Raw genomic sequence first — 24,748 nt, 5'->3', positions numbered from 1 at the left:
GGCGCATGCGGCGCGCATTTGCTACTGCAGGTCGCGCAAATCCAACCGGCGCAGCTTGGGTGCCTTCCAGGCGGTGATGCCGACCACGCCCAGGGTGACGCAGCCTCCCAGGATCACCGCCGGCACCAGATGGATCAGCCGCGCCATGACGCCGTCGTAGAAAGCACCCAGTTCGTTCGACGAACCGATGAAAATGCTGCTGATCGACGATACCCGGCCCCGCATCGCATCTGGCGTGACCAGTTGCAGGATGGTCGAGCGCACGATCACCGAGACTCCATCGCACATGCCGTAGACCAGCAGGATCGCGGCCGATAGCCAGAAGTGCCGCGATAAGCCGAAGGCGATGGTGCACAGGCCGAAGCCGGCCACTGCCATCAGCAATACACGTCCGGCATTGCGTTGTAATGGATGTCGCGCCAACCACACGCCGATCAGGATCGAGCCCAGCGCTGGCGCGCCGCGCAGGATGCCCAGGCCGGTGGGGCCGTGGTGCAGAATGTCGTGGATGAAGGCAGGCAGCATCGAGACTGCGCCGCCCAGCAGGACCGAGAACATGTCCAGGGCCATCGCGCCGAGCATGATCTGATTGGAGAATACGAACTGCGCACCTTCGGCGATGCTGCGGAAGATCGGTGTGCGTGGGCCGTCATGGATCGGCTCGTCCACGCGCAACAGCCACATCGCCAGCAGTGACAGGGTGGCCACGCCCATGGCGGTGCCGTAGGCCAGGCTTTTGCCACCAAAGCCGACCAGCAGGCCCCCCAGTGCCGGCCCGATCACGTTGCCGGCCTGGAACGCGACGCTGCCGACACCAGCGCCACGCGCATACGCTGCGCGGGGCAGAACATGCGCGAACAGCGCGCTGTAGACCGGATTCAAGAACGCGCGCGCTGCGCCGGTCAGCGCAATCGCCGCGTAGATTGGCCACACCCCATGCACGGGCAGCCAGCCAGCGCTCACTGCGGTCAGCACGCCAGCGGTGGCGATTAGGCCCAGGCAGGAGAGCATACCCAGCCGGCGTCGCGGCAGGTGATCGACCAGGTAGCCGGCAAATGGGGCGATGCAGAAGAACGGCAGAATCTCGGCTAGCCCGATCAGGCCCAGCGAGAAGGTATTGTGGGTGATTTCGTAGATGTGCCAGCCAACCGTGACCGCGACGATCTGATAGGACAGCATCGTGCAGATGCGATAGCCCAGTACCAAGGGGAAGCCGGGATGCGCCAGTACGGTGCGCAGTGTATGCGGCGTGGGCAACGGTGCGCTCATGTCTGTTGCGCGCGGGCGGTGTCCTGGATGAAGGCCAGCAGCGCAGCTAGGCCGTTGCTGCGGGTCGGCGAGAGATGCTTACCCAGGCCGATGGCCGCGACGAAGTCCGGCGCGGTGGCCAGGATGTCGGCGGCGCTGCGCCCGGAGTAGATCCGCAGCACCAGGTAGATCAGCCCGGAGACGATGGCCGAATCGCTGATGGCATGAAACACCAGGCGCTCGGCGTTGCCCTCGGGCACGATCCATACCATCGACTGGCAACCGTGCAGGCGATGTTCTTCGGTCTTCCATGCCTCGGGGAAGGCGGGGAGTTTGCGGCCCAGGTCGATCAGGTATTGGTAACGCTCGGACCAGTCGCCGAAGAAGCCGAACTCCTCGGCGATGGCGGCCTGTGCGGCGGTGGGCGTGGGTTCGAGCGGGAAATCGGTGTCGGTCACTGGCAGAGTGGGTCAGGAGAAAGGGGGCGAGATGCCGATCAGGCACGCTTCCAGCGGATGCCTTGCGGGGTGTCTTCGAGCACGATGCCGGTGTCGGCGAGTTGTTGGCGGATGGCGTCGGCACGGGCGAAGTCGCGACGTTGCTTGGCGGCGCTGCGCTCGTCGATCAAGGCTTGGATGGACGCATCGTCCTCGTTATCGCTGCCTTTGAACCATACGCCGGGATCCTGCTGCAACAGGCCCAGGGCGAGGCCGGCACCGAGCAGGTTGGCTTTTACATGAGCAAGTTCGGCGTGTTCGGCCGGGCCAATGCGCTCGGGTTTGGACAGGATCGTCCGCGCGTGCGAGGCGAGGGCGGACAGCTCGGCCAGCGCCCGTGGGGTGTTGAGATCGTCATCGAGCGCGATGTCCACTTCGGCCGGGATTTCCGGTTCGGCGGAATAATCGGACAGGTCGCGCAGCGTCCCATATAACCGATCCAGCGTATTTTTCGATTGCGCGATCAGCGTCTGCGACCAGTCCAGCGGTTGCCGATAATGCGCGCTCAGCAGGGCGTAGCGCAGTGCTTCGGGCGGATGCTTGGCGATCAGCTCGTGCACCGTTTCGATGTTGCCCAGCGACTTGCTCATCTTGGCGCCGCTGAAAGTGAGCATGCCGTTGTGCAGCCAGAAGCGGGCAAAGGTGGCGCCACCGTGGGCGCACTGGCTCTGCGCGATTTCGTTCTCGTGATGTGGGAACTGCAGGTCCACGCCACCGGCATGGATGTCGATGGTCTCGCCCAGGTGCGCGGCGGCCATCGCCGAGCACTCGATGTGCCAACCCGGTCGGCCACGGCCCCATGGCGAGTCCCAGCCGGGCAGGTCGTCGCTGGAGGGCTTCCACAGGACGAAGTCGCCTGGGTCGCGTTTGTAAGGTGCCACCTCGACGCGGGCGCCGGCCAGCATTTCTTCCGGGTCGCGCCGCGAGAGTTTGCCGTAGTCGGCGAAGCTGGCCACTGCGAACAGCACATGCCCCTCGGCGGCGTAGGCGTGGCCGTTGTCGATCAGCCGCTGGATCATCGCCACGATCTGCGGGATGTGGGTGGTCGCTTGCGGCTCGATGTCCGGCGGGGCCACGCCCAACGCGGCCATGTCCTGCCGGTAGATGGCGGCGAAGCGGTCGGTGATCGCGCTGATCGGCACGCCCTGAGCCTGCGCGGCGGCATTGATCTTGTCGTCCACGTCGGTGATGTTGCGCGCATAGCGCAGCCGCCCGTAGCGCCGCCGCAGCAGCTTGGCCAGCACGTCGAACACCACCGGGCCGCGCGCGTTGCCGATGTGCGCGTAGTTGTAGACGGTCGGGCCGCAGACGTAGAAGGTCGGGCCGGCATCGCGATCGAGTGGTTCGAAGGCATCGAGCTGGCGGGTCAGGTTGTTATACAGGCGCAGGCGCATCGGCATCGAGCATGGAGGGGCTGTCCGATTCTACCGGCAGTCGTTGCCGGCCGGGTGGGCCATGCGGGCGTGGGCGTGCGTTCAGCCCGACGCAAGCCGCAATGCCTACACTGACGAGCCTGCAATCGCGAAGCTTGCTTCCAATGCGTCTAAAGCTTTTGTCGCCGCTAGTCGGCATGCTTGTTTGCGCTGCGTCGGCGTCCGCAGCGCAGGACAGCGAGACGCGCAATCGGGTGGTGGTGATCGAGAACGTCAGGCTGGAGTATGCGCAGGTGCTCAACGTGGAGCCGGTCTATCAGACCTTGCGCGCCACCCGTACCGAACAGCAGTGCGACCCGCTGCCAGTGGCGGCGCCAGAGCCGGAGCCAGAGCTGCCGAAGCCGGCCCAGGACGATAGCCGGATCGGCCGGATGATGGATTCGGTGAAGGACATTTTCAGCCGCCGGCATGAGGATCTCGCAGTCGCTCCAACGCCTGCGGCGGCGGCATCGGGCGGACGCAATTGCAGGACGGTGACAGTCGGTCGGGAGTTCCGCCGGCCGATCGCCTACGACGTGGATTATGTCTATAAGGGCACCAAGTATCGCTCGCGCCTGCCGGAAGACCCGGGCAACCGCCTGCGCATCCGCGTATCGGTGGTGCCATACGTGCCAGACGCGGTGGTGGTGCCGCCGCGATGAGCCCAGCTTGCGCCTGCGTCGCGCGCGTGCGAGGATGCGCGCCAATGAAAGCGAACCTGCCTCAGCATGTCCTCAGTGCCGCTTGTCTTGCCTCGGGCATGACCTCGCGTGCGCGTCGACCGGAATCCCACATTTCGGCTGGGTAACCGGGGCGTCGCTGCGTGCGTTCTGAAAACCCAGCTAGAGGCTGGGTTTTTTCGTTTTCATTGTCCGGAAAAGTTTCACCCGTAAAGAAGCTATCGCGCGCCCCGCGCATGCCATCGACTCTCGATGGTTCCTCGCAGCAAAGGATGGATCGATGTCTCTGAAGCATTTTTTGAACACCCAGGACTGGAGCCGCACCGATCTGGACGCGTTGCTGACGCAGGCGGCGCTGTTCAAGCGCAATCGTCTTGGCAATGAGCTCAAGGGTAAATCGATTGCGCTGGTGTTCTTCAATCCGTCCATGCGCACCCGCACCAGCTTCGAACTCGGTGCGTTTCAGTTGGGCGGCCATGCGGTGGTGTTGCAGCCGGGTAAAGATGCTTGGCCGATCGAGTTCGATCTGGGCACGGTGATGGATGGCGAGACCGAGGAGCACATCGCCGAGGTGGCGCGGGTGCTCGGACGCTACGTGGACCTGATCGGCGTGCGCGCGTTTCCGAAGTTCATCGACTGGGCCAAGGACCGCGAAGATCAGGTGCTCAAGAGCTTCGCCAAATATTCGCCGGTGCCGGTGATCAACATGGAAACCATCACGCATCCCTGCCAGGAACTGGCCCACGCGCTGGCGTTGCAGGAACATTTCGGCACCCAGGACCTGCGCGGCAAGAAATACGTGCTGACCTGGACGTACCATCCCAAGCCGCTGAACACGGCGGTGGCCAATTCCGCCCTGACCATCGCGACTCGTCTAGGCATGGACGTGACCCTGCTGTGCCCGACGCCGGATTATCTACTCGACGAACGCTACATGGGCTGGGCCGCGCAGAATGTGGCACAGAGCGGTGGTTCGCTGACGGTCAGTCACGACATCGACAGTGCCTATGCCGGTGCCGACGTGGTCTACGCCAAGAGCTGGGGTGCCTTGCCGTTCTTCGGCAACTGGGGGCCGGAGAAACCGATCCGCGACCAGTATCAGCACTTCATCGTCGACGAGCGCAAGATGGCGCTGACCAACAACGGCGTGTTCTCGCATTGCTTGCCGCTGCGCCGCAACGTCAAGGCCACCGACGCGGTGATGGACTCGCCCAATTGCATCGCCATCGACGAGGCCGAGAATCGGCTGCATGTGCAGAAGGCGGTGATGGCCGCGTTGGTGGGCCAGGGTCGGGCGTGAGCGGCGACTTCCACCATCGCCGGCGGCGGCCAGCTCAACGAGGTCGTGTTGCATTCCATTGTCACGCTGAGCGCCGGCGATCCGGCAGCCGCGCAGGCGCTGCACCGCGCCGCACATGCGGCCTGTTTCATCGCCCGTTCGGTCAACTTCCCGGGGCGCTGCGAGCCGCGCGCCGTGGTTGTCCAGTCGTTTTCCTTTTCCTCCTTCCCCCAGGATCTTCGTCATGAGTAGCAAAGACATCGTTCTCGCCTTTTCCGGCGGCCTCGACACCAGCTTCTGCATTCCCTATCTGCAGGCCAAGGGCTATGCCGTGCACACCGTGTTCGCCGACACCGGCGGCGTGGATGCCGATGAGCGCGATTTCATCGAGAAGCGCGCTGCGGAATTGGGCGCGGCCAGCCACGTCACCGTCGACGGTGGCCCAGCGATCTGGAAGGGCTTCGTCAAGCCGTTCGTGTGGGCCGGCGAGGGCTATCAGGGCCAGTACCCGCTGCTGGTGTCGGACCGCTATTTGATCGTCGATGCCGCGCTCAAGCGCGCCGACGAACTAGGCACCAAGCACATCGCGCATGGCTGCACCGGCATGGGGAACGACCAGGTGCGCTTCGACCTGGCGGTCAAGGCGCTGGGCGACTACGAGATCGTCGCGCCGATCCGCGAAATCCAGAAGGAACACACCCAGACTCGTGCCTACGAGCAGAAGTATCTGGAGGAGCGCGGCTTCGGCGTGCGCGCCAAGCAGAAGGCCTACACCATCAACGAGAACCTGCTCGGCGTGACCATGTCCGGTGGCGAGATCGACCGTTGGGAAGCGCCGGGCGAGGGCACCCGTGGCTGGTGCGCGCCGCGCAGCGCGTGGCCGACCGAGCCGTTGACGGTGACGCTGACCTTCGCACACGGCGAGGCGGTGGCACTGGACGGCAAGCCCTTGGAAGGTGCCACGCTGCTGGCCAAACTCAATAAATTGTTCGCTCCCTACGGCGTGGGCCGTGGCATGTACACCGGCGATACTGTGATCGGTCTGAAGGGCCGCATCGTCTTCGAGGCGCCGGGCCTGGTCGCGTTGCTGGCCGCGCACCGCGCGCTGGAGGACGCGGTGTTGACCAAGCAGCAGAATCGCTTCAAACCGGACGTGGCGCGCAAGTGGGTGGAGCTGGTCTACGAAGGCTTCTACCACGATCCGCTGAAGACCGATCTGGAGGCGTTCCTGCATTCTTCGCAGACCATGGTCAACGGCGAGGTGACGCTGGAGACGCGCGGTGGTCGCGTCGATGCGGTGGCGGTGAAGTCGCCGCATCTGCTCAATGCCAAGGGCGCGACCTACGCGCAGTCGGCGGACTGGGGCGTGGCCGAGGCCGAGGGCTTCATCAAGCTGTTCGGGATGAGCTCCACGCTGTACGCGCAGGTGAATCGCTGAAGCCCAAGGCTTCTCTCCCCTCGCCAGAGGGCTGAGGCTGTGGCAGCCAAGCCCTCGTGCAGCTTACGCACGAGGCTTCGCACGCCCCTTCATCCGCTCTCTTCGTGGGCTTCTCCCGCTGGAAGTGTTGTTCTGATGGAATCCATGCCCGCACTGCGCATCAGCACCGACAACGAGGAACTGGATCTGCCCTTGATCCACCGCTTTCTCAGTGAGCAGGCCTACTGGTGCCTGGGCATTCCGTTGGAGACGCTGCGACGGGCGATCGCCGGTTCGCTGTGCTTCGGCGGCTACCTTGGTGCAGTGGGGCAGGTGACGTTTGCCCGCGTGGTCACCGATGGGGCGACTTTCGGCTATCTGGCCGACGTGTTCGTGCTGCCGGAACATCGCGGCCATGGCTACAGCAAGCAGTTGATGGCAGCGGTCATGGCCCACCCGCAACTGCAAGGACTGCGCCGTTTCATGCTGGCGACCTCCGATGCGCATGCGTTGTACGCCCGGCACGGCTTCACTGCGCCGGCGTTGCCGCAGTCGCTGATGGAAATCGCCCACACCAATCTCTACCGCACCCCCACCACGGCGGCCTGACCTACCATGACCGATCTGCTCACCTCCACCCTCGATCACCTGCAGGCGCTGGTGTCCTTCGACACCCGCAATCCGCCGCGCGCGATCACCACTGGCGGCATCTTCGACTATATCCGCGCGCAACTGCCGGGTTTCCGAGTCGAGGTGATCGATCACGGTGCCGGCGCGGTCAGTCTCTACGCGGTGCGTGGTGCGCCGAAGTACCTGTTCAACGTGCACTTGGACACCGTGCCGGACTCCCCGCACTGGAGCGCCGATCCGCACGTCATGCGTCGCACCGAGGATCGGGTGATCGGCCTGGGCGTATGCGATATCAAGGGCGCGGCGGCCGCGCTGATCGCTGCGGCCAATGCCAGCGATGGCGATGCCGCCTTCCTGTTTTCCAGCGACGAAGAAGCCAACGACCCGCGTTGCATTGCCGCGTTCCTGGCGCGTGGTATCCCCTATGACGCCGTGCTGGTGGCCGAGCCGACGATGAGCGAGGCGGTGTTGGCGCATCGTGGCATCAGTTCGGTGCTGATGCGTTTTGCTGGCCGAGCTGGGCATGCGTCCGGCAAGCAGGATCCGTCCGCCAGCGCGCTACACCAGGCGATCCGCTGGGGCGAGCGCGCATTGAATCATGTGGAATCGCTGGCGCATGCGCGCTTCGGCGGCCTCACCGGGCTGCGTTTCAACATCGGCCGGGTCGAAGGTGGAATCAAGGCCAACATGATCGCGCCGGCAGCCGAGCTGCGCTTTGGTTTCCGTCCGTTGCCGTCGATGGAGGTGGGCGCATTACTGGCAACGTTCGCCGGCTTTGCCGATCCGGTGGCCGCGCATTTCGAGGAAACTTTCCGTGGGCCGAGCCTGCCATCCGGCGACATCGCCCGGGCCGAGGAACGTCGATTGGCCGCGCGCGATATCGCCGATGCGTTGGAACTGCCGATTGGCAATGCGGTGGACTTCTGGACCGAAGCCTCGCTGTTTTCCGCAGGTGGTTATACCGCGCTGGTGTATGGCCCAGGCGATATCGCCCAGGCGCACACCGCCGACGAGTTCGTCACGCTGGCGCAGTTGCAGCGCTACGCCACCTGTGTTCATCGCATCCTCAACGGCGCGCGCTGATCCGCGCGTCCACTGTGCCCGACCCCACTGGATTTTTTCGGACATCCCTTTCTGCCATGCACGCCAACCGTCAAACCCGTCAAACCATCGTGCGCCTGCTTTCGAGCATGGCGAGCGCGAAGGAAATCAGCCAGTATCTGAAGCGTTTCTCGCAGTTGGACGCCAAGCGTTTCGCCGTGGTCAAGGTCGGCGGCGCGGTACTGCGCGATGACCTGGAAGCGCTGACCTCATCGCTGTCGTTCTTGCAGGAAGTGGGGCTGACGCCGATTGTGCTGCACGGCGCCGGCCCGCAACTGGATGCGGAACTGGCCGCCGCCGGAATCGAAAAACGCACCGTCAATGGCCTGCGTGTGACTTCGCCGGAAGCACTGGCGATCGTGCGTCGGGTGTTCCAGACCTCGAACCTGAAATTGGTCGAGGCACTGCAGCAAAACGGTGCGCGTGCCACTTCGATCACCGGCGGAGTGTTCGAGGCGCACTACTTGGATCAAGCCACGTATGGCCTGGTCGGCGAAGTCACTGCAGTGAACTTGGCGCCGATCGAGGCCAGTCTGCAGGCCGGCTCGATTCCGGTCATCACCAGCCTGGGTGAAACTCCCAGCGGACAGATTCTCAACGTCAATGCCGATATCGCCGCCAACGAACTGGTGCGGGAGTTGCAGCCGTACAAGATCATCTTCCTCACCGGCACGGGTGGCTTGCTCGACGAGTGCGGCACGGTGATCGACTCCATCAATCTGTCCACCGAATATGCCCATCTGATGCAGCAGCCGTGGATCAACGGCGGCATGCGGCTGAAGATCGAGCAGATCAAGGATCTGCTAGACCGGCTGCCGTTGGAGTCGTCGGTGTCGATCACCCGCCCGGCCGATCTGGCCAAGGAATTGTTCACCCACAAAGGCTCCGGCACCCTGGTGCGACGTGGCGAGAGGGTGTTGCGCGCGACCTCGTGGCGGGAGCTGGATATGCCACGCTTGAAGACGCTGATCGAATCCAGTTTCGGTCGCACGCTGGCGCCGGACTATTTCGATACGACCCGGTTGCTGCGCGCCTACGTCAGCGAGAACTATCGTACCGCGGTCATTTTGACCAACGAGGATGGGTACACCTACCTGGACAAGTTCGCGGTGCTTGACGACGCACAAGGCGAGGGCCTCGGTCGCGCGGTGTGGAATGTGATGCGCGAGGAAACCCCGCAATTGTTCTGGCGTTCGCGGCACAACAACCAAGTCAACATTTTTTACTACGCCGAATCCGACGGCTGCTTCAAGCAGGAGAAGTGGAAGGTGTTCTGGTACGGGCTGGAGAATTTCGAGCAGATCCAGCACTGCGTAGCGCACTGCGCTACACGCACGCCGACCTTGCTGGGATGAACCCGGACGTCGCCATGTCTGCATCCTCCTGCGATCTTGCCGAGGCCTGGCGCCGCGTTCCCACCCTGCGCGGACGTCACGTCAGCCTAGAGCTGCTGCAGTCTGCGCATGCTCAGGGGTTGCGTGCTGCGCTGGCCGGTAGCGGCTTGGACACCTTGTGGTACACCAACGTACCGGCGCCGGAACGGGTGGATGCCTATGTCGCCGAGGCCCTGGAGGCGCAGGTGCTGGGGCGTGTGCTGCCGTTCGTGGTACGTGACGCGCACGGTGAGATCGTCGGCAGTACGCGCTTCTACGCCCTGGACCCGCAGGTGCCGACGCTGTCGATCGGCTACACCTGGTACGCGCCGCGCGTGCAGCGTACCGGCGTCAACACCGAGGCCAAGTTGCTGTTGCTTGGCTATGCCTTCGACACCCTCGGCTGCCTCAGCGTGGTGTTCGAGACAAGCTGGTTCAACCACGCCTCGCGTGTGGCGATCGCGCGGCTCGGCGCAAAGCAGGATGGCGTGTTGCGCAACCACAAGCGCCACTGCGATGGCACGCCGCGCGATACCGTGATCTTCTCCATCATCGATACGGAATGGGCCGGGGTGAAACGCCACCTGCAGTTCCGCCTGGATTCGCACGTATGAGCACTTCCGTTTATTCCATTGGCATCGTCGGTGCGCGTGGCCATACCGGCGCCGAATTGATTCGCCTGATCGCGGCGCATCCGCAATTGCGCCTGGCCTTTGTGTCTTCGCGCGAGTTGGACGGCCAGCGCGTCGAGGCGCATCACGACGCCTACCAGGGTGAGCTGCGCTACGAAAATCTGGATCCGCAGGCGGCTGCGGCCAAGCATGCCGACGTGGTCGTGCTGGCACTGCCCAACGGCAAGGCCGCGCCCTACGTGGCCGCGCTGGAGCAGGCGCAACAGGCGAATGCGACGGCGGTGGATCCGCTGATCGTCGATCTGTCCGCGGACTATCGCTTCGATTCTAGTTGGTACTACGGTTTGCCGGAGCTGACCCGGACGCGCTATGCCGGGCAGCGGCGCATCAGTAATCCCGGCTGCTATGCCACCGCGATGCAGTTGGCGATCGCGCCGTTGCTCGATCAACTCGCCGGCCCACCACAATGCTTTGGCGTGTCGGGTTATTCCGGCGCTGGTACCACGCCCTCGGACAAGAACGACCCGGCGCTGCTGCGCGACAACTTGATGCCGTATGCGCTGACCGATCACCTGCACGAGCGTGAAGTGTCCACGCAACTCGGTGTGCCGGTGGAGTTCATGCCGCATGTGGCGCCGCATTTCCGTGGTATCACCATGACCGTGAACCTGTGGCTGCAGCAGCCGATGAAGCTCGACGCGGTGCAGCGCTGCTATCGCGAGCGCTATAGCGGCGAAGCCTTGATCGAGGTGCTGGACACCGCACCGTGGGTGAGCCGTATCGCGGGTCGCCACGGTGTGCAGATCGGCGGTTTCACTCTTGCGCCGGGCAACAAGCGCTTGGTGCTGGTGGCGACGTTGGACAATCTGCTCAAGGGCGCGGCGACGCAGGCGATGCAGAATCTCAACCTGGCGCTGGGATTGGACGAGTTGACGTCGATTCCGGTGTGACATCATCGGTCCCGCGTCCCGGGGACCGCAAAAAAGGGCTCCCATGACCAATCTCCTGTGGCAAAAACCCGGCGTCGCTGTCGATGCGCAAATCCAGGCATTTCTGGCGGGCGATGACGTGTTGCTGGATCGCGAATTCTTCCTGCACGACATCGCCGCCAGCGGCGCGCATGCCGAAGGTTTGCAGCGTATCGGCATCCTCTCGACGGACGAACTGGCCGGATTGCAACGCGAGTTGGCGATGCTGGCCGAGGATTTTCGCAGCGGTGTCTTCGTCCTCGATGCGCGCTTTGAAGACGGGCATTCGGCGATCGAAGCACGGTTGACCGAGCGTCTCGGTGATGCCGGGCGCAAGATCCACACCGGACGCAGCCGCAACGATCAGATTCTGGTCGCCACCCGGCTGTGGCTGAAGGACAAGTTGGCCCGCTTGGCCCAGCTCAGCGCCGACATCGCCAAGGTCGCGTTGGACCGCGCGCAGGCCGAGCAGGACTTGCCGGTGCCTGGCTATACCCACATCCAACGCGCCGTGGTGTCGTCGGCGGGTATGTGGTGGGCCGGCTGGGCCGAGGCGTTCATCGACGATGCGGTGCGCGCTGCCGACACCCTCCGCTTGGTGGATTGCAATCCGCTCGGCACCGCTGCCGGTTACGGGGTCAATTTGCCGCTGGATCGCGATCACACCACCGCCGCGCTGGGCTTTGCGCGGTTGCAGGTCAGCCCGATCTACGCGCAATTGTCGCGCGGCAAGTTCGAAATGGCGGCACTGGAAGCACTCGGCAGCGCCACCTTGGATCTGCGTCGCCTAGCCTGGGATCTGTCGCTGTTCACCAGTGGCGAGTTCGGTTTTGTCGCGCTGCCGGCGCAGTACACCACCGGCAGTTCGATCATGCCCAACAAGCGCAATCCGGACGTGATCGAACTGATGCGCGCCACCCATGCCAGCGTGGCCGCCGCGCGTACCGAGATCGAACAGTTGCTCTCGTTGCCCTCCGGCTATCACCGCGATTTGCAGAGCAGCAAGGGGGCGATTTTCCACGGCTTTGGGCGTGGTCTGGCCGCACTTGAGTTGTTGCCGGCGTTGCTGGCCAACCTGGAGTGGCGCGAGGATAAACTGCGCGCGGCGATTGACTCGGGCATGTACGCCACCGACGTGGCCGTGGAAGCGGCGCTGGCCGGTGTGCCGTTCCGCGAGGCGTATCAGGCAGCGGCGGCCACGGCCGATCGCGCTGGACAAGGACGCACTCCGCAAGGCAGCCTGGCCGCGCGGGTGTCGCCCGGCGCCGCCGCCGATCTGCGCCTGGCGCAATTGCATGCGCGCTGGCACGCACTGGGCGTTTGATGCTGGTTGCCGCGCCGTTGCATTTGGCGCAGACCCAACCGAATCGATCCAACAAGACACGAAACGATGACACATTACTTGGTCATGGCGATGCGCAAGCCGGAGTTTTCACAGTCGGTGATCCAGCCGCACCGTGATTTTCTTGCCGCGTTGCGTGCGCAGGGATTGCTGGAACTCACGGGTGGTTTCGCCGACGGCAGTGGCGGCGCTTACGTGCTGAAGAATGTCGCCAGTCTCGAACAGGCGCGGGCGATTGTCGCCGAGGATCCGTTGCTGTTGCGCAATGCGTCCGAGTTGACCATCTACGCTTGGAATACCCACTGAGCCGCACGAGACCACGATGAGTACACCGACCACATCCGTCGCCGTGTCCGTCTTTGCCGAGCAGGCGCTGCCGCCGTGGCGGCGCGCGGTGCTCAAGGTCGGTAGCAGTCTGTTGGCTGCCGATGGCGGTGGCGTCAGTCCGCGTTTCGCGCTGGGCCTGGCGCAGTTCGTCTCCGCCAATTTGGCAGCCGGGCGCGAACTGGTGATCGTCTCCTCCGGCGCGGTTGCCGCTGGCCGCGCGATTGTGCCCAAAGCCGCCGAGGCCGGCGCGGCGCTGGCGGCGCGGCAGGCACTGGCCGCGCTCGGTCAGGCGCAATTGATTGCGCTGTGGCAGCGTTTCTTCGAACGACCGGTGGCGCAGGTGCTGCTGACCCACGACGACCTGCGCAACCGCCGCCGCTATCTCAACGCGCGCGCCACTCTGGGCGAACTGCTGCGGCTGGGCGCGCTGCCGGTGGTCAACGAGAACGATACCGTGTCGGTGGACGAACTCACACTGGGCGACAACGATAATCTCGCCGCCATTGTCGCCGCACTGATCGATGCCGATGCTTTGTTTATCGCCACCGATATCGACGGCCTGTACACCGCCGATCCACGCCGCGATCAGCAGGCGCAGCCGTTGGACGTAGTGCAGGAATTGAGCGCGTCGGTGCTGGCGATGGCTGGTGGTAGCGGCAGCGGTGTCGGTACCGGCGGCATGCGCACCAAGCTGGAGGCGGCGGTCAAGGCCGGTGCCGCAGGCATCGAAACCTATCTGTTCAATGGTCGCAATGCCGAGGTGGTGCGTGCGCTGGCGCAGGATCGTCTGCGTGGTACCCGCATCCATGCCGCACGCACCCGCATCGCCGCGCGCAAGTACTGGCTGCGCCATGTGCCGGTGGAACCCGGTGCGATTTGGATCGATGCCGGTGCTGCGGCCGCGCTGGTCGACAAGGGGGCCTCGCTGTTGCCGGGCGGCGTCGCGGGGGCCGATGGCGAATTTCGTCGCGGCGACATGGTCCAGGTGTGCCTGCGTCAAGCCGCTGGCGAGCGCTGCCTGGCGCGTGGGGTCAGCCAGTACGCGGCGGCGGACATCCGCCGCATCGCCGGCCATCACTCGCGCGACATCGAGGCGATCCTGGGCTACAACTATGGCGAGAACGTGATCCATCGGGACGATCTGGTGCTGCAGGAGCCGGGGCCCGGGACCGGGGACTCGGGACGCGGAACAGCGGCATAGCGGTACCCAGGTTTGCTGGCGTCGGCCACGCGTCAGCGCCAGTGCGTTGGTTCGATACGATTCGGCGAACGCGCCGCTTTTCTCGGATATTTCATTGCGCCTCAATCATCCATCCTCTGGAACCAAGTCATGACCTCCATCCGCGACCTCGTCCTGCAATGCCGCGATGCCGCGCAGGCGCTGGCGCAGTTGTCGTCCGCAGCCAAGCAGGCGTTGCTGGAGGCGATGGCGGCGGCACTGCAGGCCGATGCCGAGGGGATCCTCGCCGCCAATGCGCGCGATCTGGATGCGGCGCGGGCCAAAGGCGTCGGTACTGCGCTGCTGGATCGGCTGGCGCTGGACCGTTCGCGCCTGGACGGCATCGCGGCGGCGTTGCGCGAGGTGGCCGCGCTACCCGACCCGGTTGGACAGATCACCCGCGACGACGTGCGCCCCAACGGTATCCGCGTGCAGAAGATCCGTGTGCCGCTGGGTGTGGTGGCGATGATCTACGAGGCGCGCCCGAACGTGACGGCCGATGCTGCCGCGCTGTGCATCAAGGCCGGTAACGCAGTCGTCCTGCGTGGTGGCTCGGAGGCGATCCATTCCAATACCGCCATCGCCGCGTCGTTGCGCCGCGCGTTGCGCGAGGCCGGTCTCGGCGAGGCCGCGCTGACCTTGGTCGAGGACCTGCGCCGCGAGACCATGCTGGAGTTGCTGCAGCTCAACGATCTCGTCGATCTGGCGATCCCGCGTGGCGGCGAGGGCTTGATCCGTTTCGTTGCCGAACACGCGCGCGTGCCGGTGATCAAACACTACAAGGGCGTGTGCCATCTGTTCGTGGACGCCTCGGCCGACCTGGACCTGGCGGTCAAGTTGCTGATCGACGGCAAGACCACGCGTCCGGCGGCCTGTAATTCCCTGGAGACATTGTTGGTCCACGCCGACATCGCCACGCGCTTCCTGCCGTTGGCGGCACAGGCGTTGCGCCAACGCGGCGTGGCGTTGCGTGGCGACGCCGCCACCCGCGCGCTGCTGCCGCAGATCGACCCGGCCAGCGACGACGACTACGCCGCCGAGTACCTGGACCTGATTCTGGCGGTCGCGGTGGTGCCGGATCTGGACGCGGCGATTGCGCATATCCGCCGCTACGGCTCGGACCATACCGAGGTCATCGCCACCGCCGATACCGCCAATGCCGAGGCGTTCGTGCAGGCGCTGCGCGCGGCGGTGGTGATGGTCAATGCCTCCTCGCGGTTTTCCGATGGTGGCGAGCTTGGCCTTGGCGCGGAGATCGGCATCTCGACCACACGCCTGCACGCCTACGGCCCGATGGGGTTGGACGCGCTGACCGTGGAGCGTTTCGTGGTACGCGGCGAAGGCCAGGTGCGGCATCCGGACACTGCGTCCTGATGTATCCGCTCATACCAAGTTGTGCTGCGCGCTGGCGGCCGCAGCAGTGGTGTTGTCTGCTTGCGCCATACGTCATCGGCAGACCGTCCTCTCTGGCGAGCATCGAAGCGGACGATCTGCGACCTTTGACACTCCCCTGGCGGCCTGTCGCCGTCTAACCTGACACACTTGTCTCTTAACTGTGATGCGATCAGCTCATGCGCCGTCTTGTTCCCCGTCTGCTTGCCACCGCCGTCGCCGTCATGATCGCCAATGGCGCGATCGCCCAGACCGCGCCCATGACGCCGGACATCACCGGCAAGCCTTTCGTCGCGCCGACCGCGATGGACGACTACATCAAGCGCGAGGTGATGATCCCGATGCGCGACGGGGTCAAGCTGCATACGGTGATCGTGCTGCCCAAGCATGCACATGGCGCGCCGATCCTGCTGACGCGCACGCCCTACGAGGCCAGCGAGCGCGCCAAACGTCTGTTCTCCCCGCAGATGCGCGAGCTGCTGCCGCAGAGCGATGAGGTCTTCGTGGACGGCGGTTACATTCGCGTATACCAGGACGTGCGCGGCAAGTACGGCTCCGAGGGCGATTACGTGATGACCCGGCCACTGCGCGGCCCGCTCAATTCCACCAAGGTGGATCACGCCACCGACGCCTGGGACACCATCGACTGGCTGGTCAAGCACGTGCCCGAGTCCAACGGCAAGGTCGGCATGATCGGCTCGTCTTACGAGGGATTCACCGTGGTCATGGCGCTGACCGATCCGCATCCGGCGCTGAAGGTGGCAGCGCCGGAAAGCCCGATGATCGATGGCTGGATGGGCGATGACTGGCTCAACTACGGCGCTTTCCGCCAGGTCAACCTGGATTACTTCACCGCCCAGCTGAGCAAGCGCGGCAAGGGCACGAGCATTGCGCGCCAGGGGTACGACGACTACAGCAACTTCCTGCGCGCCGGTTCGGTCGGTGCCTATGCCAAGGCCGCTGGCCTGGAGCAACTGCCGTGGTGGCACAAGCTCACCGAGCACCCGGCTTACGATGCGTTCTGGCAACTCCAGGCGCTGGACAAGGTCATGGCGCGCACCCCGTTGAAAGTGCCGACGATGTGGTTGCAGGGCTTGTGGGATCAGGAAGACATGTGGGGCGCGATCCACAGTTACACCGCGATGGAGCCGCGCGACACCGACAACGACCGCAACTATCTGGTGATGGGGCCGTGGCGGCATAGTCAGGTCAATGGCGGCGGCACCTCGTTGGGTGCGTTGCAGTTCGACGGCGATACCACGCTGCAATTCCGCCGCGACGTGTTGAAGCCGTTCTTCGACCAATACCTGGTGGACGGCGCGCCCAAGGCCGACACGCCGCCGGTGCTGATCTACAACACCGGCGCCAACCACTGGGATCGCCTGCAGCACTGGCCCTTGAGTTGTGCGCAGGGCTGCGCGGCGCAGAGCAAGCCGCTGTACCTGGAAGCTGGCGGCACGGTGTCGTTCGATGCGCCTAAAGCCGGGCAGGGCGAGTACACCGAATATGTGTCCGACCCCGCCAAGCCGGTGCCGTTCGTGCCGCGCCCGGTTGTGTTCAGTGACCGCGGCATGTGGACCACCTGGCTGGTCCACGATCAACGTTTCGTCGATGGCCGCCCGGATGTGTTGACCTTCGTCAGCGAGCCGTTGCAAGCGCCGTTGCGCATCGCTGGTGCGCCGCAGGTGCACCTGCAGGCCTCCACCAGCGGCCGTGATAGCGACTGGGTGGTCAAGTTGATCGATGTGTACCCGGATCAGGTGGCCTCCGATCCGCAAATGGGCGGCTACGAATTGCCGATATCGCTGGCGATCTTCCGTGGCCGCTACCGCGAGAGTTTCGAGCATCCCGCACCGCTAGCGCCGAACCAGCCGCTGGCTTACACGTTCGGGTTGCCTACCGCCAACCACATCTTCCAGCGCGGTCACCGGGTGATGGTGCAGGTGCAATCCAGCCTGTTCCCACTGTACGACCGTAACCCGCAGACCTACGTGCCGAACATCTATTTCGCCAAGCCCGGCGATTATCAAAAAGCCACGCAGCGGATCTGGCACACGCCGCAGCAGCCCAGCTTCATCGAATTGCCGGTGTATTGAGCATGCCGTGAGCGCATCCGTGCCGCACTGCGGAACGCCCACCACCGGGCGCTCCGTAGTGCGGCGCATGGCGCCTTGCAAGTGGTGTCGTCAGTGACGCGAACGTGCATGAGCGCCGGCCTGTTGGGCGTTTGTCGAATGCGCTCAATCGTTTGCGCACGATTCGTGCCGAGTGTGTGTATGCGGACCGAAAACGCCAAGCCCGCTCGCGTGATTCCGGCAAGCAAACGGAGTCCTGCTGGATGCGCAGATATCAGCGAAAAACCTGATTGAACGCATCAGGTTGTGAGTGCTACGTAGACATTTTTAGTGGCCCATCTGCATCGCCGCATTTGCAAAAAGTACGGTCTCTGGATTCGAGTGCGAAAATAATTCGAAGGTTTCGTGCGTTCTTCAGTCAGATTTCCGAGTATTTTCTGCCTATTTTCTCATGCGGCTGCGTATTCATAAAAATCACAATGTAATTAGGGTTGCGCGTTCATTGTTCATTGCTGAATTTTGTCTACCCATGGTCTGCGTGCCCGGGTGTATACCTATTGGAAATATTTTCATGCATGTGCAATGTAGTCTGGAAGTTGCAAGATCTGCGTAATTTCCATTATCAAGCAGCCAATCTCATTCTGGGCTTTCAGAGCTTTTTAAATACATTGTTGCCATCTTTTTGCGTTCGCGCTGTCCATGCCTTGATTGGCATTGAGTGTGGTTAAAAAAGCGTCGCGAGTCGTGATGGGGTGAGCATGCGCGGCGCGCGGGAATCGCGATGCACAAAGGTGGTGCGTGAATATTTCCAGCATTTTCCGCGTTTTTCCGGCGGCACTACAGTGGTGTTGTTGGTGAATCTAAAGACGTTTTTTGTTGAGATCTCCGAATTGTTTCTGTTCGACGGTGCTGCCTCATCAGCGCTCCGACGTCGTAACTGAAAAAAATAATGCAGCATTTCGATACTTGAATTGCCCAATGGGCGATTGATCGAGTGCTTTCCTTTGCGAAAACCCAGGACACCCAATATGAGAAAGCGATACGGCAAGCGCCAGAACGCAATGGCGGCACACGCGAGAATGTTCTTGGAGGCACCTGTGCGTGATGCCTCCACTGGCGGCGAACTTGAGCAGCGGCGCCGATTGCGCTTGACCGCATCCGCATTGGCTGTGGCCCTGGCAAGTGTGGGTTGGTCGGGAGCGGGCTGGGCCAGCGTCTTTGCGCCGGTGAATTCCGCTGGCAATGTCACGACCTGCACCTCTGGCGGGGGAGTTCTCGTAGGCAGGAGCAATCCGGGGGCCACCAATGCTTATCCCACCGATGGCTCGGGTACCTTTGCAAGCGTGGCCGGTTGCAATGCGACCGGCGCCGGCCTGGATGCGGTCAGTATTTTCGGCAGCTTCGGTCAGGCGACGGGCGCCGGCGCATCGGTGTTCGGTTCTCAGTCCACGGCCGCGCGCTGGGCTTCGGCGTTCGGTCTGCAAAACCAGGCCAGCGGCACGGCCAGCACCGCGTTGGGTTTCGGCAGCACTGCCAGCGCATTGAACAGCGTGGCCATTGGTGGGGCCGGCGGCGACGGTACTACCCCGCTGTCTCAGGCCAACTCGACGACCGCCTCGGGAACCAATTCAGTGGCAATTGGCAGCAATTCCACCAGCGGCGCGCAAGCTTCTGGCCTCGGTGCCATCGCCATCGGTGGTCAGTCGGTGGCCTCGGCGCAAAATACCATTGCCATTGGCACGAATGCGCAGGCCACGGCGATTGCCTCGTTGGCGATGGGCACCAATGCGACGGCGGCGGCGCAAGCCGTGGCCATCGGTAACAACGCGTTCGCCAACGCGCTGCTGGCAACCGCGCTGGGTAACGGGGCCAACGCCGGGACGAGGTCCTTGGCGGCTGGCGTCGGCGCCACTGCCAGCGGTACCTCTGCGGTGGCGCTGGGCAATGCGGCCAATGCCGGCGCCAATGCCTCGGCCATCGCCATCGGTGTGTCTTCCAGTGCGCAGGCCGCGTCGGCTATCTCCATCGGTGCGTCTTCCAGTGCGCAGGCCGCGTCGAGCATCGCTCTCGGTCCGTCCTCCAGTGCGCAGGCTGCGTCGGGTATCGCCATCGGCAATACCGCTCAATCCGGCGCCACTGGCCAGAACGTGGCGATCGGCTCCTCGGCGTCGGCCAATAGCGGCACGACGGCGGGCGGTGCGGTGGCGATCGGCCTGAGTCAAAACGCTACCGGCAACGGTGCGGTGGCCATTGGCGATCCCAACGTCTCCAACGGTACCGGCGCGGTGGCGGTGGGTGCGAACAACACGGCGGCCGGTGATGCCGCTGGCAACACCACGGCCAACGGTGCGGTCGCTATCGGTAATGCCAATAGCGCGATCGGGCAAGGCGCGGTGGCCTTGGGCAACGCGTCCACCGCCGGTGCGGCGAGCGCCATCGCGCTGGGCGATACCGCGACGGCCAATGGCTCGAACGCCATCGCGCTAGGGGGGAACTCCAACGCCAGTGCGCAACGTGCGGTGGCGATTGGTCAATCCGCCGCTGCCACTGGCACCAACGCGGTCGCGCTGGGTTTCTCCACCAGCGCAAACGGTGTGGGCTCGGTGGTGGTGGGCAGTGGTGCCAGCGACAACGGCGCCACCAGCAGCGTGGTGATTGGCCGTGGCGCGAGCATTGCGGCGGGCATCGCCGGGGTCAACGTGGCGTTGGGGCAGGGCAGCAGCGTGACCGCGGCGCCGGTCGGCACCACGGGCGCCACGCTCAACGGGACCACCTATTCCTTCGCCGGGACCGCGCCGGTCGGCACGCTCAGCATCGGCACCGCCGGCAACGAGCGCACGCTGACCAATCTGGCTGCTGGTCAGGTCAGCGCCAGCAGCACGGACGCGGTCAATGGCAGCCAGTTGTTCGCCACCAACAGTGCCGTGCAGAGCTTGGGCAGTAGCGTTGGCAATATCAATAACGGTGGCGGCATCAAGTATTTTCGTAGTAATTCGACCCAAGCCGATGCGACCGCCAGCGGCACCGATAGCGTGGCGATTGGTCCAGCCTCCAGCGCCAGTGCGCAGAATGCGGTGGCGCTGGGCAATGCCTCCACTGCTGCTGCGCAAAATGCGCTCGCGCTGGGTTTCTCCACCACTGCGAGCGGTGTGGGATCGGTGGTGGCCGGCAGCGGCGCCAGCGACAACGGCGCCACCAGCAGCGTGGTGATTGGCCGTGGCGCGAGCATTGCGGCGGGCATCGCCGGGGTCAACGTGGCGCTGGGGCAGGGTAGCAGCGTGACCGCGGCGCCGGTCGCCACCACGGGCGCCACGATCAACGGGACCGCGTATTCCTTCGCGGGGACCGCGCCGGTCGGTACGCTCAGCGTGGGCAGCGCCGGCAACGAGCGCACGCTGACCAATTTGGCCGCTGGCCGGCTCAGTCTCGGCAGTACCGACGCGGTCAACGGCAGCCAGTTGTTCGCCACCAACAGTGCCGTGCAAAGCCTGGCCAGCTCGGTGCAGGCCAACACCATCCACTACTACAGCGCGAACGACAATGGCGTGGTCGGCAGCAATTTCGCGAACGATGCTGCCACTGGCGGCAATGCGACGGCGGTGGGCAAGAACGCATCGGCTTCGGGTCAGGGGGCGTTTGCGGCTGGTCTGGGCGCATCGGCCAGCATCGACAACAGCGTGGCGCTTGGTGCGGGTGCGGTCTCCAATCGTGCGCTGGCCGCCGCTACCGGCACGATTCCTGCGGGCAGTTCGCTGATCAACTACAACACCACCGATCGCACCTTGCTTGGTGCGCTCAGCCTTGGCAGCAGCACCAGTTATCGGCAGATCACCAATGTCGCCGACGGTACGCAAGCGCAGGATGCAGTGACCGTTCGTCAGTTGGCCGGTGCGCTGACATCCTTTGCGGTGACCCCGGTACAGTATTTCCATGCCAACTCCACCGCGACCGATGCATTGGCAATCGGTACCGAATCGGTGGCGGTGGGGCCGCAGACCGTGGTCAACGGCGATAACGGCATCGGTGTCGGCAATGGTGCGGTGGTGCAGCGAGCCGCGCCCGGTGGCATTGCAATTGGTCAGGGCGCCAATGTTCAGTTGGCCGATGCGGTGGCATTGGGGACGCAGGCATCGGCGGCGGCCACGCAAGCGGTGGCGGTGGGCGCCGGCAGCAAGGTGAGCCAGGCTGGCGGCGTCGCGTTGGGCGCAGGCGCGGTGGCCTCCACGGCTGCCGGTGCGGCTGGGTATGTGCCCGGCAATGCCAGCGCGAGTCAGGCCGCCGCGATCAATGCCACCACCAGCACGCTGGCGAGTGTGTCGGTCGGCGATGCGGCTAACGGTGCTTATCGCCAGATCAACGGGGTGGCGGCAGGTTCGCAGGACAGCGATGCGGTCAACGTCGCGCAGCTCAAAGGTGTGCAGTCGCAGGTACAACAAGTGCAGAACGGTTCGGTCGGTTACGACACCAATCCCGATGGCAGCGCCAATTACCAAAGCCTGACCCTGGGGCGTGCCAATCCCGCTGGTGTCAGCGCTCCGGTGGCCGTGCATAACGTGGCTGCTGGTACGGCGACGAGCGATGCGGTCAATGTCGGTCAACTGAATGCGGGTGTTCAGGCTGCAAAAGATTGGTCGAAGTCCTATACCGACCAACGCTTCGCAAGCCTCGACAGTAATATCGGCAAAGTCAGTGAGCACGCTAATGCCGGCACTGCGTCCGCGATGGCGATGGCGAGCTTGCCGCAGGCCTATCAGCCGGATCAGAGCGCGATGGCGGTGGCATTGAGTAGCTTCCACGGACAAAGCGGTATTGCGATCGGTCTTTCCACGGTTTCCGAAAGCGGCAGTTGGGTTTATCGGCTGAGCGCCAGTTCCAACAGCCGTGGTGATAGCGGTGCGTCGATTGGTGCGGCGCGGGTTTGGTAGTCGCTCTCCAGTGCGATGGCCTCCATGGCCTGCGTGAGAGCGCATTCCATGGGGGCTGGCGCACGCTCCAGCATGCGCACCATCGCGGAGTGAATATTTGCAATGTCCCTTGTATCGAGCTGCGCGGTGCTGAGGGTGGCGTTCTGAGGGCTGGAATACAGCACGATTCACTCAGGCCGCACTGTCAATCTCAGGTTCCGTCCATTGGGCGTTGCATTCTTCGCGCGCAGTTTGGTCTTGCGATGTTCGGTGCTTGGATCAGTGCCATTTACGCGTGTTTTTGCTCTGCCGCAACTTCGGTTGGGACTGTGCAATGTGCTTTGCACGCAAGTGCTGCGATGCACAGATGTCCGCCATCTCCCCGTGCTTTTTTGCCTGGTCTGGCCGTCAATATCCTTTCAGCCAAGGCGATGGCATGTCGTATGCGTTACCACCAGCGCTGCGATGGATTGCCGGATCGACTGTTCGACGTACAAAAAAGCCCGGAAAACTCTCGTTTTCCAGGCTTGATTGATGGTCGGGGAGACAGGATTCGAACCTGCGACCTCTACGTCCCGAACGTAGCGCTCTACCAGACTGAGCTACACCCCGAATAAGCCGCACATGATACGGGTTCCCCCCCGCCTTCGGCAAGATCCTTGGCGAAAAATTTTCAGCCTGTCGGGCTGCCGGCCTTGCTTGACTTCGTCGGGCCTCCAATTTCATGCCATGGAACATGGTAATGCCGGCATCCCAGATGAAGCCGGTTGTAAGCAGGGTGGTATCAGGCCGGCAAAGCGCGCAAAGCCGATGATGCGCATGATGCGGAATCTGGCGGCGGCGTAGGACGACCGCGGCGAGCCACCATGGTGTTTGCGTAGTCGCGCCGCCGTCGAGGGCGGGCGCGTCGCCATCGGCGGCGATAGCGGCAAGATCGCATTGGGCCATGGCGGCGAGCGATTTACAGCGTGTCCAGGAACTGCCGCAGCGCTGGCCCGAAGCGTGCGAAATCGACCAGAAAGGCATCGTGCCCCTGCGGCGAGTCCAGGCCGATGAACTGCGCGTCGGCACCGCCATTGCGCAGGCCCTCGGCGATCTGTTCCTGTTGTTGCACCGGGAACAGGATGTCGGTGTTGGCGCCGATGGCCAGGGCGCGCGCGACGCGGATCGTCGCCAGCCCGGCGAGGACGTCGCCATTGCCGTATTCGGCCAGGTCGAACCAGTCCATCGAGCGGCTTAGATATAGGTAGCAGTTGGGATCGAAGCGGCGTACGAAACGCCGCGCGTGGCCTTCGAGGTAGCTTTCGACCTTGAATTCCAGGCCGAACGGATCGTCGTCGATCTGGTCCGAATCCAGGCGTACGCGGCCGAAGCGGCCATCCCATTCCAGCGCAGAGCGGTAGGTGATCACGCCGAGTTTGCGCGCCATGCGCATGCCCGATTCGGGATAGGTGGTTTCGTCGTAGTCGCCGCCGTTCCAGTTCGGATCCAGACGGATCGCCTCGCGTTGCAATGAGCGGATTGCAATCGAGAACGGCAGCGCCCGCGCGCTACCGGAAATGTTGAGATGGCTGCGTGCCAGTCCGGGATGCCGGCGTAGCAGCGCCAGTGCGGTCATGCCACCCATGGAATTACCGATCAGGCAGGCCAGTTGCGCAATGCCCAGCGCACGCACCACATGCGCGGCGGCATCGGCACCGTCTTCAATGGATAACTCCGGAAAGCGCAAGCGGTACGGCTGGCCATCGTCCGGATGCGGCGATGCCGGACCAGTCGAGCCTTTGCAACTGCCCAGTGCGTTCATGCAGATCACGAACCAGCGTTGCGTATCGATCGGTTTACCGGGGCCGAGCATGTTTTCCCACCAGCCCGGTGTGGGATCGTCGGCATGCGCGGCGGCATGCGCGTCCGGCGACAAGCCGGTGACGATCAGGACCGCGTTGCCGCGATCCGCCGCCAGTGTGCCCCAGGTTTCGTAAGCCACCCGCGCGTTGAGCAAATGGCCGCCGCGTTTCATCGGGAACGGCGAGGGCAGGGCGAGGAAACGGCTAGCAGGCGGGATGAATTCGGTCATGTGCCGATTCTAGAGCGTGTGATGTAGGTTGGTGGTGCCGCCGTGGAGATCGGCCGAGCGCCGCCTCGCCAGTGCGATCACTGGGGATGTACGCAATTCGAGTGCGCGTTCCACCGTGATACGGCACGCGCTGTCGCCGCATCCACACCGTCTTGGTGCCGACTCGTAGACTGCCTCG

At 64.0% G+C, this 24,748-nt stretch carries 19 protein-coding genes, 1 tRNA gene and 1 pseudogene; 15 read left to right on the top strand and 6 right to left on the bottom strand.

All coding sequences use genetic code 11. The features are described from left to right. Positions 1–21: 21 nt before the first annotated feature. From XALGPE39_RS08465 to cysS, 3 genes are read right to left on the bottom strand one after another with little or no spacing between them, the layout of a single operon-like run. Positions 22–1,269 (bottom strand): MFS transporter, encoded by a 1,248-nt coding sequence (locus XALGPE39_RS08465; protein WP_045727803.1) that lies wholly within the window; start codon positions 1,267–1,269, stop codon positions 22–24. Beyond that, positions 1,266–1,706 carry a SufE family protein gene (locus XALGPE39_RS08460; RefSeq protein ID WP_045727802.1) on the bottom strand — a complete coding sequence of 147 codons (441 nt, stop codon included), beginning with the start codon at positions 1,704–1,706 and terminating at the stop codon, positions 1,266–1,268. Before XALGPE39_RS08460 ends, XALGPE39_RS08465 begins: the two co-directional genes overlap by 4 nt. 38 nt (positions 1,707–1,744) lie before the next feature. Then, entirely contained in the window at positions 1,745–3,139 is a 1,395-nt protein-coding gene (cysS, locus tag XALGPE39_RS08455; RefSeq protein WP_045729072.1) for a cysteine--tRNA ligase, read from the bottom strand. A 176-nt stretch (positions 3,140–3,315) separates the two neighbouring features. Here cysS and XALGPE39_RS08450 point away from each other — a divergent pair, with 176 nt between their 5' ends. The 14 genes and pseudogenes from XALGPE39_RS08450 (at position 3,316) to XALGPE39_RS08385 (ending at position 17,613) form a co-directional block, all read left to right on the top strand. Continuing rightward, positions 3,316–3,819: a hypothetical protein gene (locus tag XALGPE39_RS08450; RefSeq protein WP_235429774.1), complete on the top strand. Its 504-nt coding sequence runs from the start codon at positions 3,316–3,318 to the stop codon at positions 3,817–3,819. Positions 3,820–4,117: 298 nt separating this feature from the next. Beyond that, positions 4,118–5,137 carry an N-acetylornithine carbamoyltransferase gene (locus XALGPE39_RS08445; RefSeq protein WP_045727800.1) on the top strand — a complete coding sequence of 340 codons (1,020 nt, stop codon included), beginning with the start codon at positions 4,118–4,120 and terminating at the stop codon, positions 5,135–5,137. 27 nt (positions 5,138–5,164) lie between these two features. Then, a pseudogene (locus XALGPE39_RS08440) lies at positions 5,165–5,368 on the top strand (hypothetical protein); the annotation flags it as partial. After that, entirely contained in the window at positions 5,361–6,554 is a 1,194-nt protein-coding gene (locus XALGPE39_RS08435) for an argininosuccinate synthase (protein ID WP_045727799.1), read from the top strand. The pseudogene XALGPE39_RS08440 and the gene XALGPE39_RS08435, both read left to right, overlap by 8 nt. A 135-nt stretch (positions 6,555–6,689) precedes the next feature. Next, positions 6,690–7,142 carry a GNAT family N-acetyltransferase gene (locus XALGPE39_RS08430; protein ID WP_045727798.1) on the top strand — a complete coding sequence of 151 codons (453 nt, stop codon included), beginning with the start codon at positions 6,690–6,692 and terminating at the stop codon, positions 7,140–7,142. A 6-nt stretch (positions 7,143–7,148) separates the two neighbouring features. Then, the gene (locus tag XALGPE39_RS08425) at positions 7,149–8,246 is read left to right on the top strand and encodes an acetylornithine deacetylase (protein WP_045727797.1); all 1,098 of its coding nucleotides are present in this window, start codon (positions 7,149–7,151) and stop codon (positions 8,244–8,246) included. Between the two features lie 56 nt (positions 8,247–8,302). Further along, positions 8,303–9,619: an acetylglutamate kinase gene (locus XALGPE39_RS08420; protein ID WP_045727796.1), complete on the top strand. Its 1,317-nt coding sequence runs from the start codon at positions 8,303–8,305 to the stop codon at positions 9,617–9,619. 14 nt (positions 9,620–9,633) lie between these two features. Continuing rightward, entirely contained in the window at positions 9,634–10,251 is a 618-nt protein-coding gene (locus XALGPE39_RS08415) for a GNAT family protein (protein WP_045729070.1), read from the top strand. After that, positions 10,248–11,219 (top strand): N-acetyl-gamma-glutamyl-phosphate reductase, encoded by a 972-nt coding sequence (gene argC / locus XALGPE39_RS08410; protein ID WP_045727795.1) that lies wholly within the window; start codon positions 10,248–10,250, stop codon positions 11,217–11,219. The genes XALGPE39_RS08415 and argC overlap by 4 nt, the downstream gene beginning before the upstream one ends. Before the next feature lie 43 nt (positions 11,220–11,262). Then, positions 11,263–12,561, top strand: coding sequence for an argininosuccinate lyase (gene argH / locus XALGPE39_RS08405; protein WP_045727794.1), 1,299 nt, complete (start codon positions 11,263–11,265; stop codon positions 12,559–12,561). Positions 12,562–12,627: 66 nt separating this feature from the next. Then, the gene (locus XALGPE39_RS08400) at positions 12,628–12,885 is read left to right on the top strand and encodes a YciI family protein (protein WP_045727793.1); all 258 of its coding nucleotides are present in this window, start codon (positions 12,628–12,630) and stop codon (positions 12,883–12,885) included. Positions 12,886–12,901: 16 nt separating this feature from the next. Then, positions 12,902–14,107 carry a glutamate 5-kinase gene (proB, locus tag XALGPE39_RS08395; protein ID WP_045727792.1) on the top strand — a complete coding sequence of 402 codons (1,206 nt, stop codon included), beginning with the start codon at positions 12,902–12,904 and terminating at the stop codon, positions 14,105–14,107. A gap of 129 nt (positions 14,108–14,236) precedes the next feature. Beyond that, positions 14,237–15,499: a glutamate-5-semialdehyde dehydrogenase gene (locus XALGPE39_RS08390; RefSeq protein ID WP_045727791.1), complete on the top strand. Its 1,263-nt coding sequence runs from the start codon at positions 14,237–14,239 to the stop codon at positions 15,497–15,499. A 197-nt stretch (positions 15,500–15,696) separates the two neighbouring features. Beyond that, positions 15,697–17,613: a CocE/NonD family hydrolase gene (locus XALGPE39_RS08385; protein WP_045727790.1), complete on the top strand. Its 1,917-nt coding sequence runs from the start codon at positions 15,697–15,699 to the stop codon at positions 17,611–17,613. A gap of 703 nt (positions 17,614–18,316) precedes the next feature. Here XALGPE39_RS08385 and XALGPE39_RS15970 read toward each other — a convergent pair. After that, on the bottom strand, positions 18,317–18,841 hold the full coding sequence (locus XALGPE39_RS15970; RefSeq protein ID WP_161795333.1) for a hypothetical protein: 525 nt from the start codon (positions 18,839–18,841) through the stop codon (positions 18,317–18,319). 94 nt (positions 18,842–18,935) lie between these two features. Between XALGPE39_RS15970 and XALGPE39_RS15965 the strand changes: the two genes are divergently transcribed. After that, positions 18,936–22,517 (top strand): YadA-like family protein, encoded by a 3,582-nt coding sequence (locus tag XALGPE39_RS15965; RefSeq protein WP_161795332.1) that lies wholly within the window; start codon positions 18,936–18,938, stop codon positions 22,515–22,517. A 514-nt stretch (positions 22,518–23,031) separates the two neighbouring features. On the opposite strand, the gene XALGPE39_RS08370 is transcribed toward XALGPE39_RS15965, so the two are convergent. Beyond that, positions 23,032–23,108, bottom strand: a tRNA-Pro gene (locus XALGPE39_RS08370). 349 nt (positions 23,109–23,457) lie between these two features. Beyond that, positions 23,458–24,570: a homoserine O-acetyltransferase gene (locus XALGPE39_RS08365; RefSeq protein ID WP_045727788.1), complete on the bottom strand. Its 1,113-nt coding sequence runs from the start codon at positions 24,568–24,570 to the stop codon at positions 23,458–23,460. Between the last annotated feature and the right edge of the window lie 178 nt (positions 24,571–24,748).

It is taken from the genome of Xanthomonas sp. GPE 39, from assembly GCF_000963005.1.
Taxonomy (GTDB): Bacteria; Pseudomonadota; Gammaproteobacteria; order Xanthomonadales; family Xanthomonadaceae; genus Xanthomonas_A.
This window is presented reverse-complemented; position numbering and strand designations above follow the sequence as displayed.

Bases quoted from the DNA above. Each gene is read 5' to 3' on its own strand.
- XALGPE39_RS08465 (WP_045727803.1), bottom strand. From the start codon at position 1,269: ATGAGCGCACCGTTGCCCACGCCGCATACACTGCGCACCGTACTGGCG.
- cysS (WP_045729072.1), bottom strand. From the start codon at position 3,139: ATGCGCCTGCGCCTGTATAACAACCTGACCCGCCAGCTCGATGCCTTC.
- XALGPE39_RS08450 (WP_235429774.1), top strand. From the start codon at position 3,316: ATGCTTGTTTGCGCTGCGTCGGCGTCCGCAGCGCAGGACAGCGAGACG.
- XALGPE39_RS08445 (WP_045727800.1), top strand. From the start codon at position 4,118: ATGTCTCTGAAGCATTTTTTGAACACCCAGGACTGGAGCCGCACCGAT.
- XALGPE39_RS08435 (WP_045727799.1), top strand. From the start codon at position 5,361: ATGAGTAGCAAAGACATCGTTCTCGCCTTTTCCGGCGGCCTCGACACC.
- XALGPE39_RS08430 (WP_045727798.1), top strand. From the start codon at position 6,690: ATGGAATCCATGCCCGCACTGCGCATCAGCACCGACAACGAGGAACTG.
- XALGPE39_RS08425 (WP_045727797.1), top strand. From the start codon at position 7,149: ATGACCGATCTGCTCACCTCCACCCTCGATCACCTGCAGGCGCTGGTG.
- XALGPE39_RS08420 (WP_045727796.1), top strand. From the start codon at position 8,303: ATGCACGCCAACCGTCAAACCCGTCAAACCATCGTGCGCCTGCTTTCG.
- XALGPE39_RS08415 (WP_045729070.1), top strand. From the start codon at position 9,634: ATGTCTGCATCCTCCTGCGATCTTGCCGAGGCCTGGCGCCGCGTTCCC.
- argC (WP_045727795.1), top strand. From the start codon at position 10,248: ATGAGCACTTCCGTTTATTCCATTGGCATCGTCGGTGCGCGTGGCCAT.
- argH (WP_045727794.1), top strand. From the start codon at position 11,263: ATGACCAATCTCCTGTGGCAAAAACCCGGCGTCGCTGTCGATGCGCAA.
- XALGPE39_RS08400 (WP_045727793.1), top strand. From the start codon at position 12,628: ATGACACATTACTTGGTCATGGCGATGCGCAAGCCGGAGTTTTCACAG.
- proB (WP_045727792.1), top strand. From the start codon at position 12,902: ATGAGTACACCGACCACATCCGTCGCCGTGTCCGTCTTTGCCGAGCAG.
- XALGPE39_RS08390 (WP_045727791.1), top strand. From the start codon at position 14,237: ATGACCTCCATCCGCGACCTCGTCCTGCAATGCCGCGATGCCGCGCAG.
- XALGPE39_RS08385 (WP_045727790.1), top strand. From the start codon at position 15,697: ATGCGCCGTCTTGTTCCCCGTCTGCTTGCCACCGCCGTCGCCGTCATG.
- XALGPE39_RS08365 (WP_045727788.1), bottom strand. From the start codon at position 24,570: ATGACCGAATTCATCCCGCCTGCTAGCCGTTTCCTCGCCCTGCCCTCG.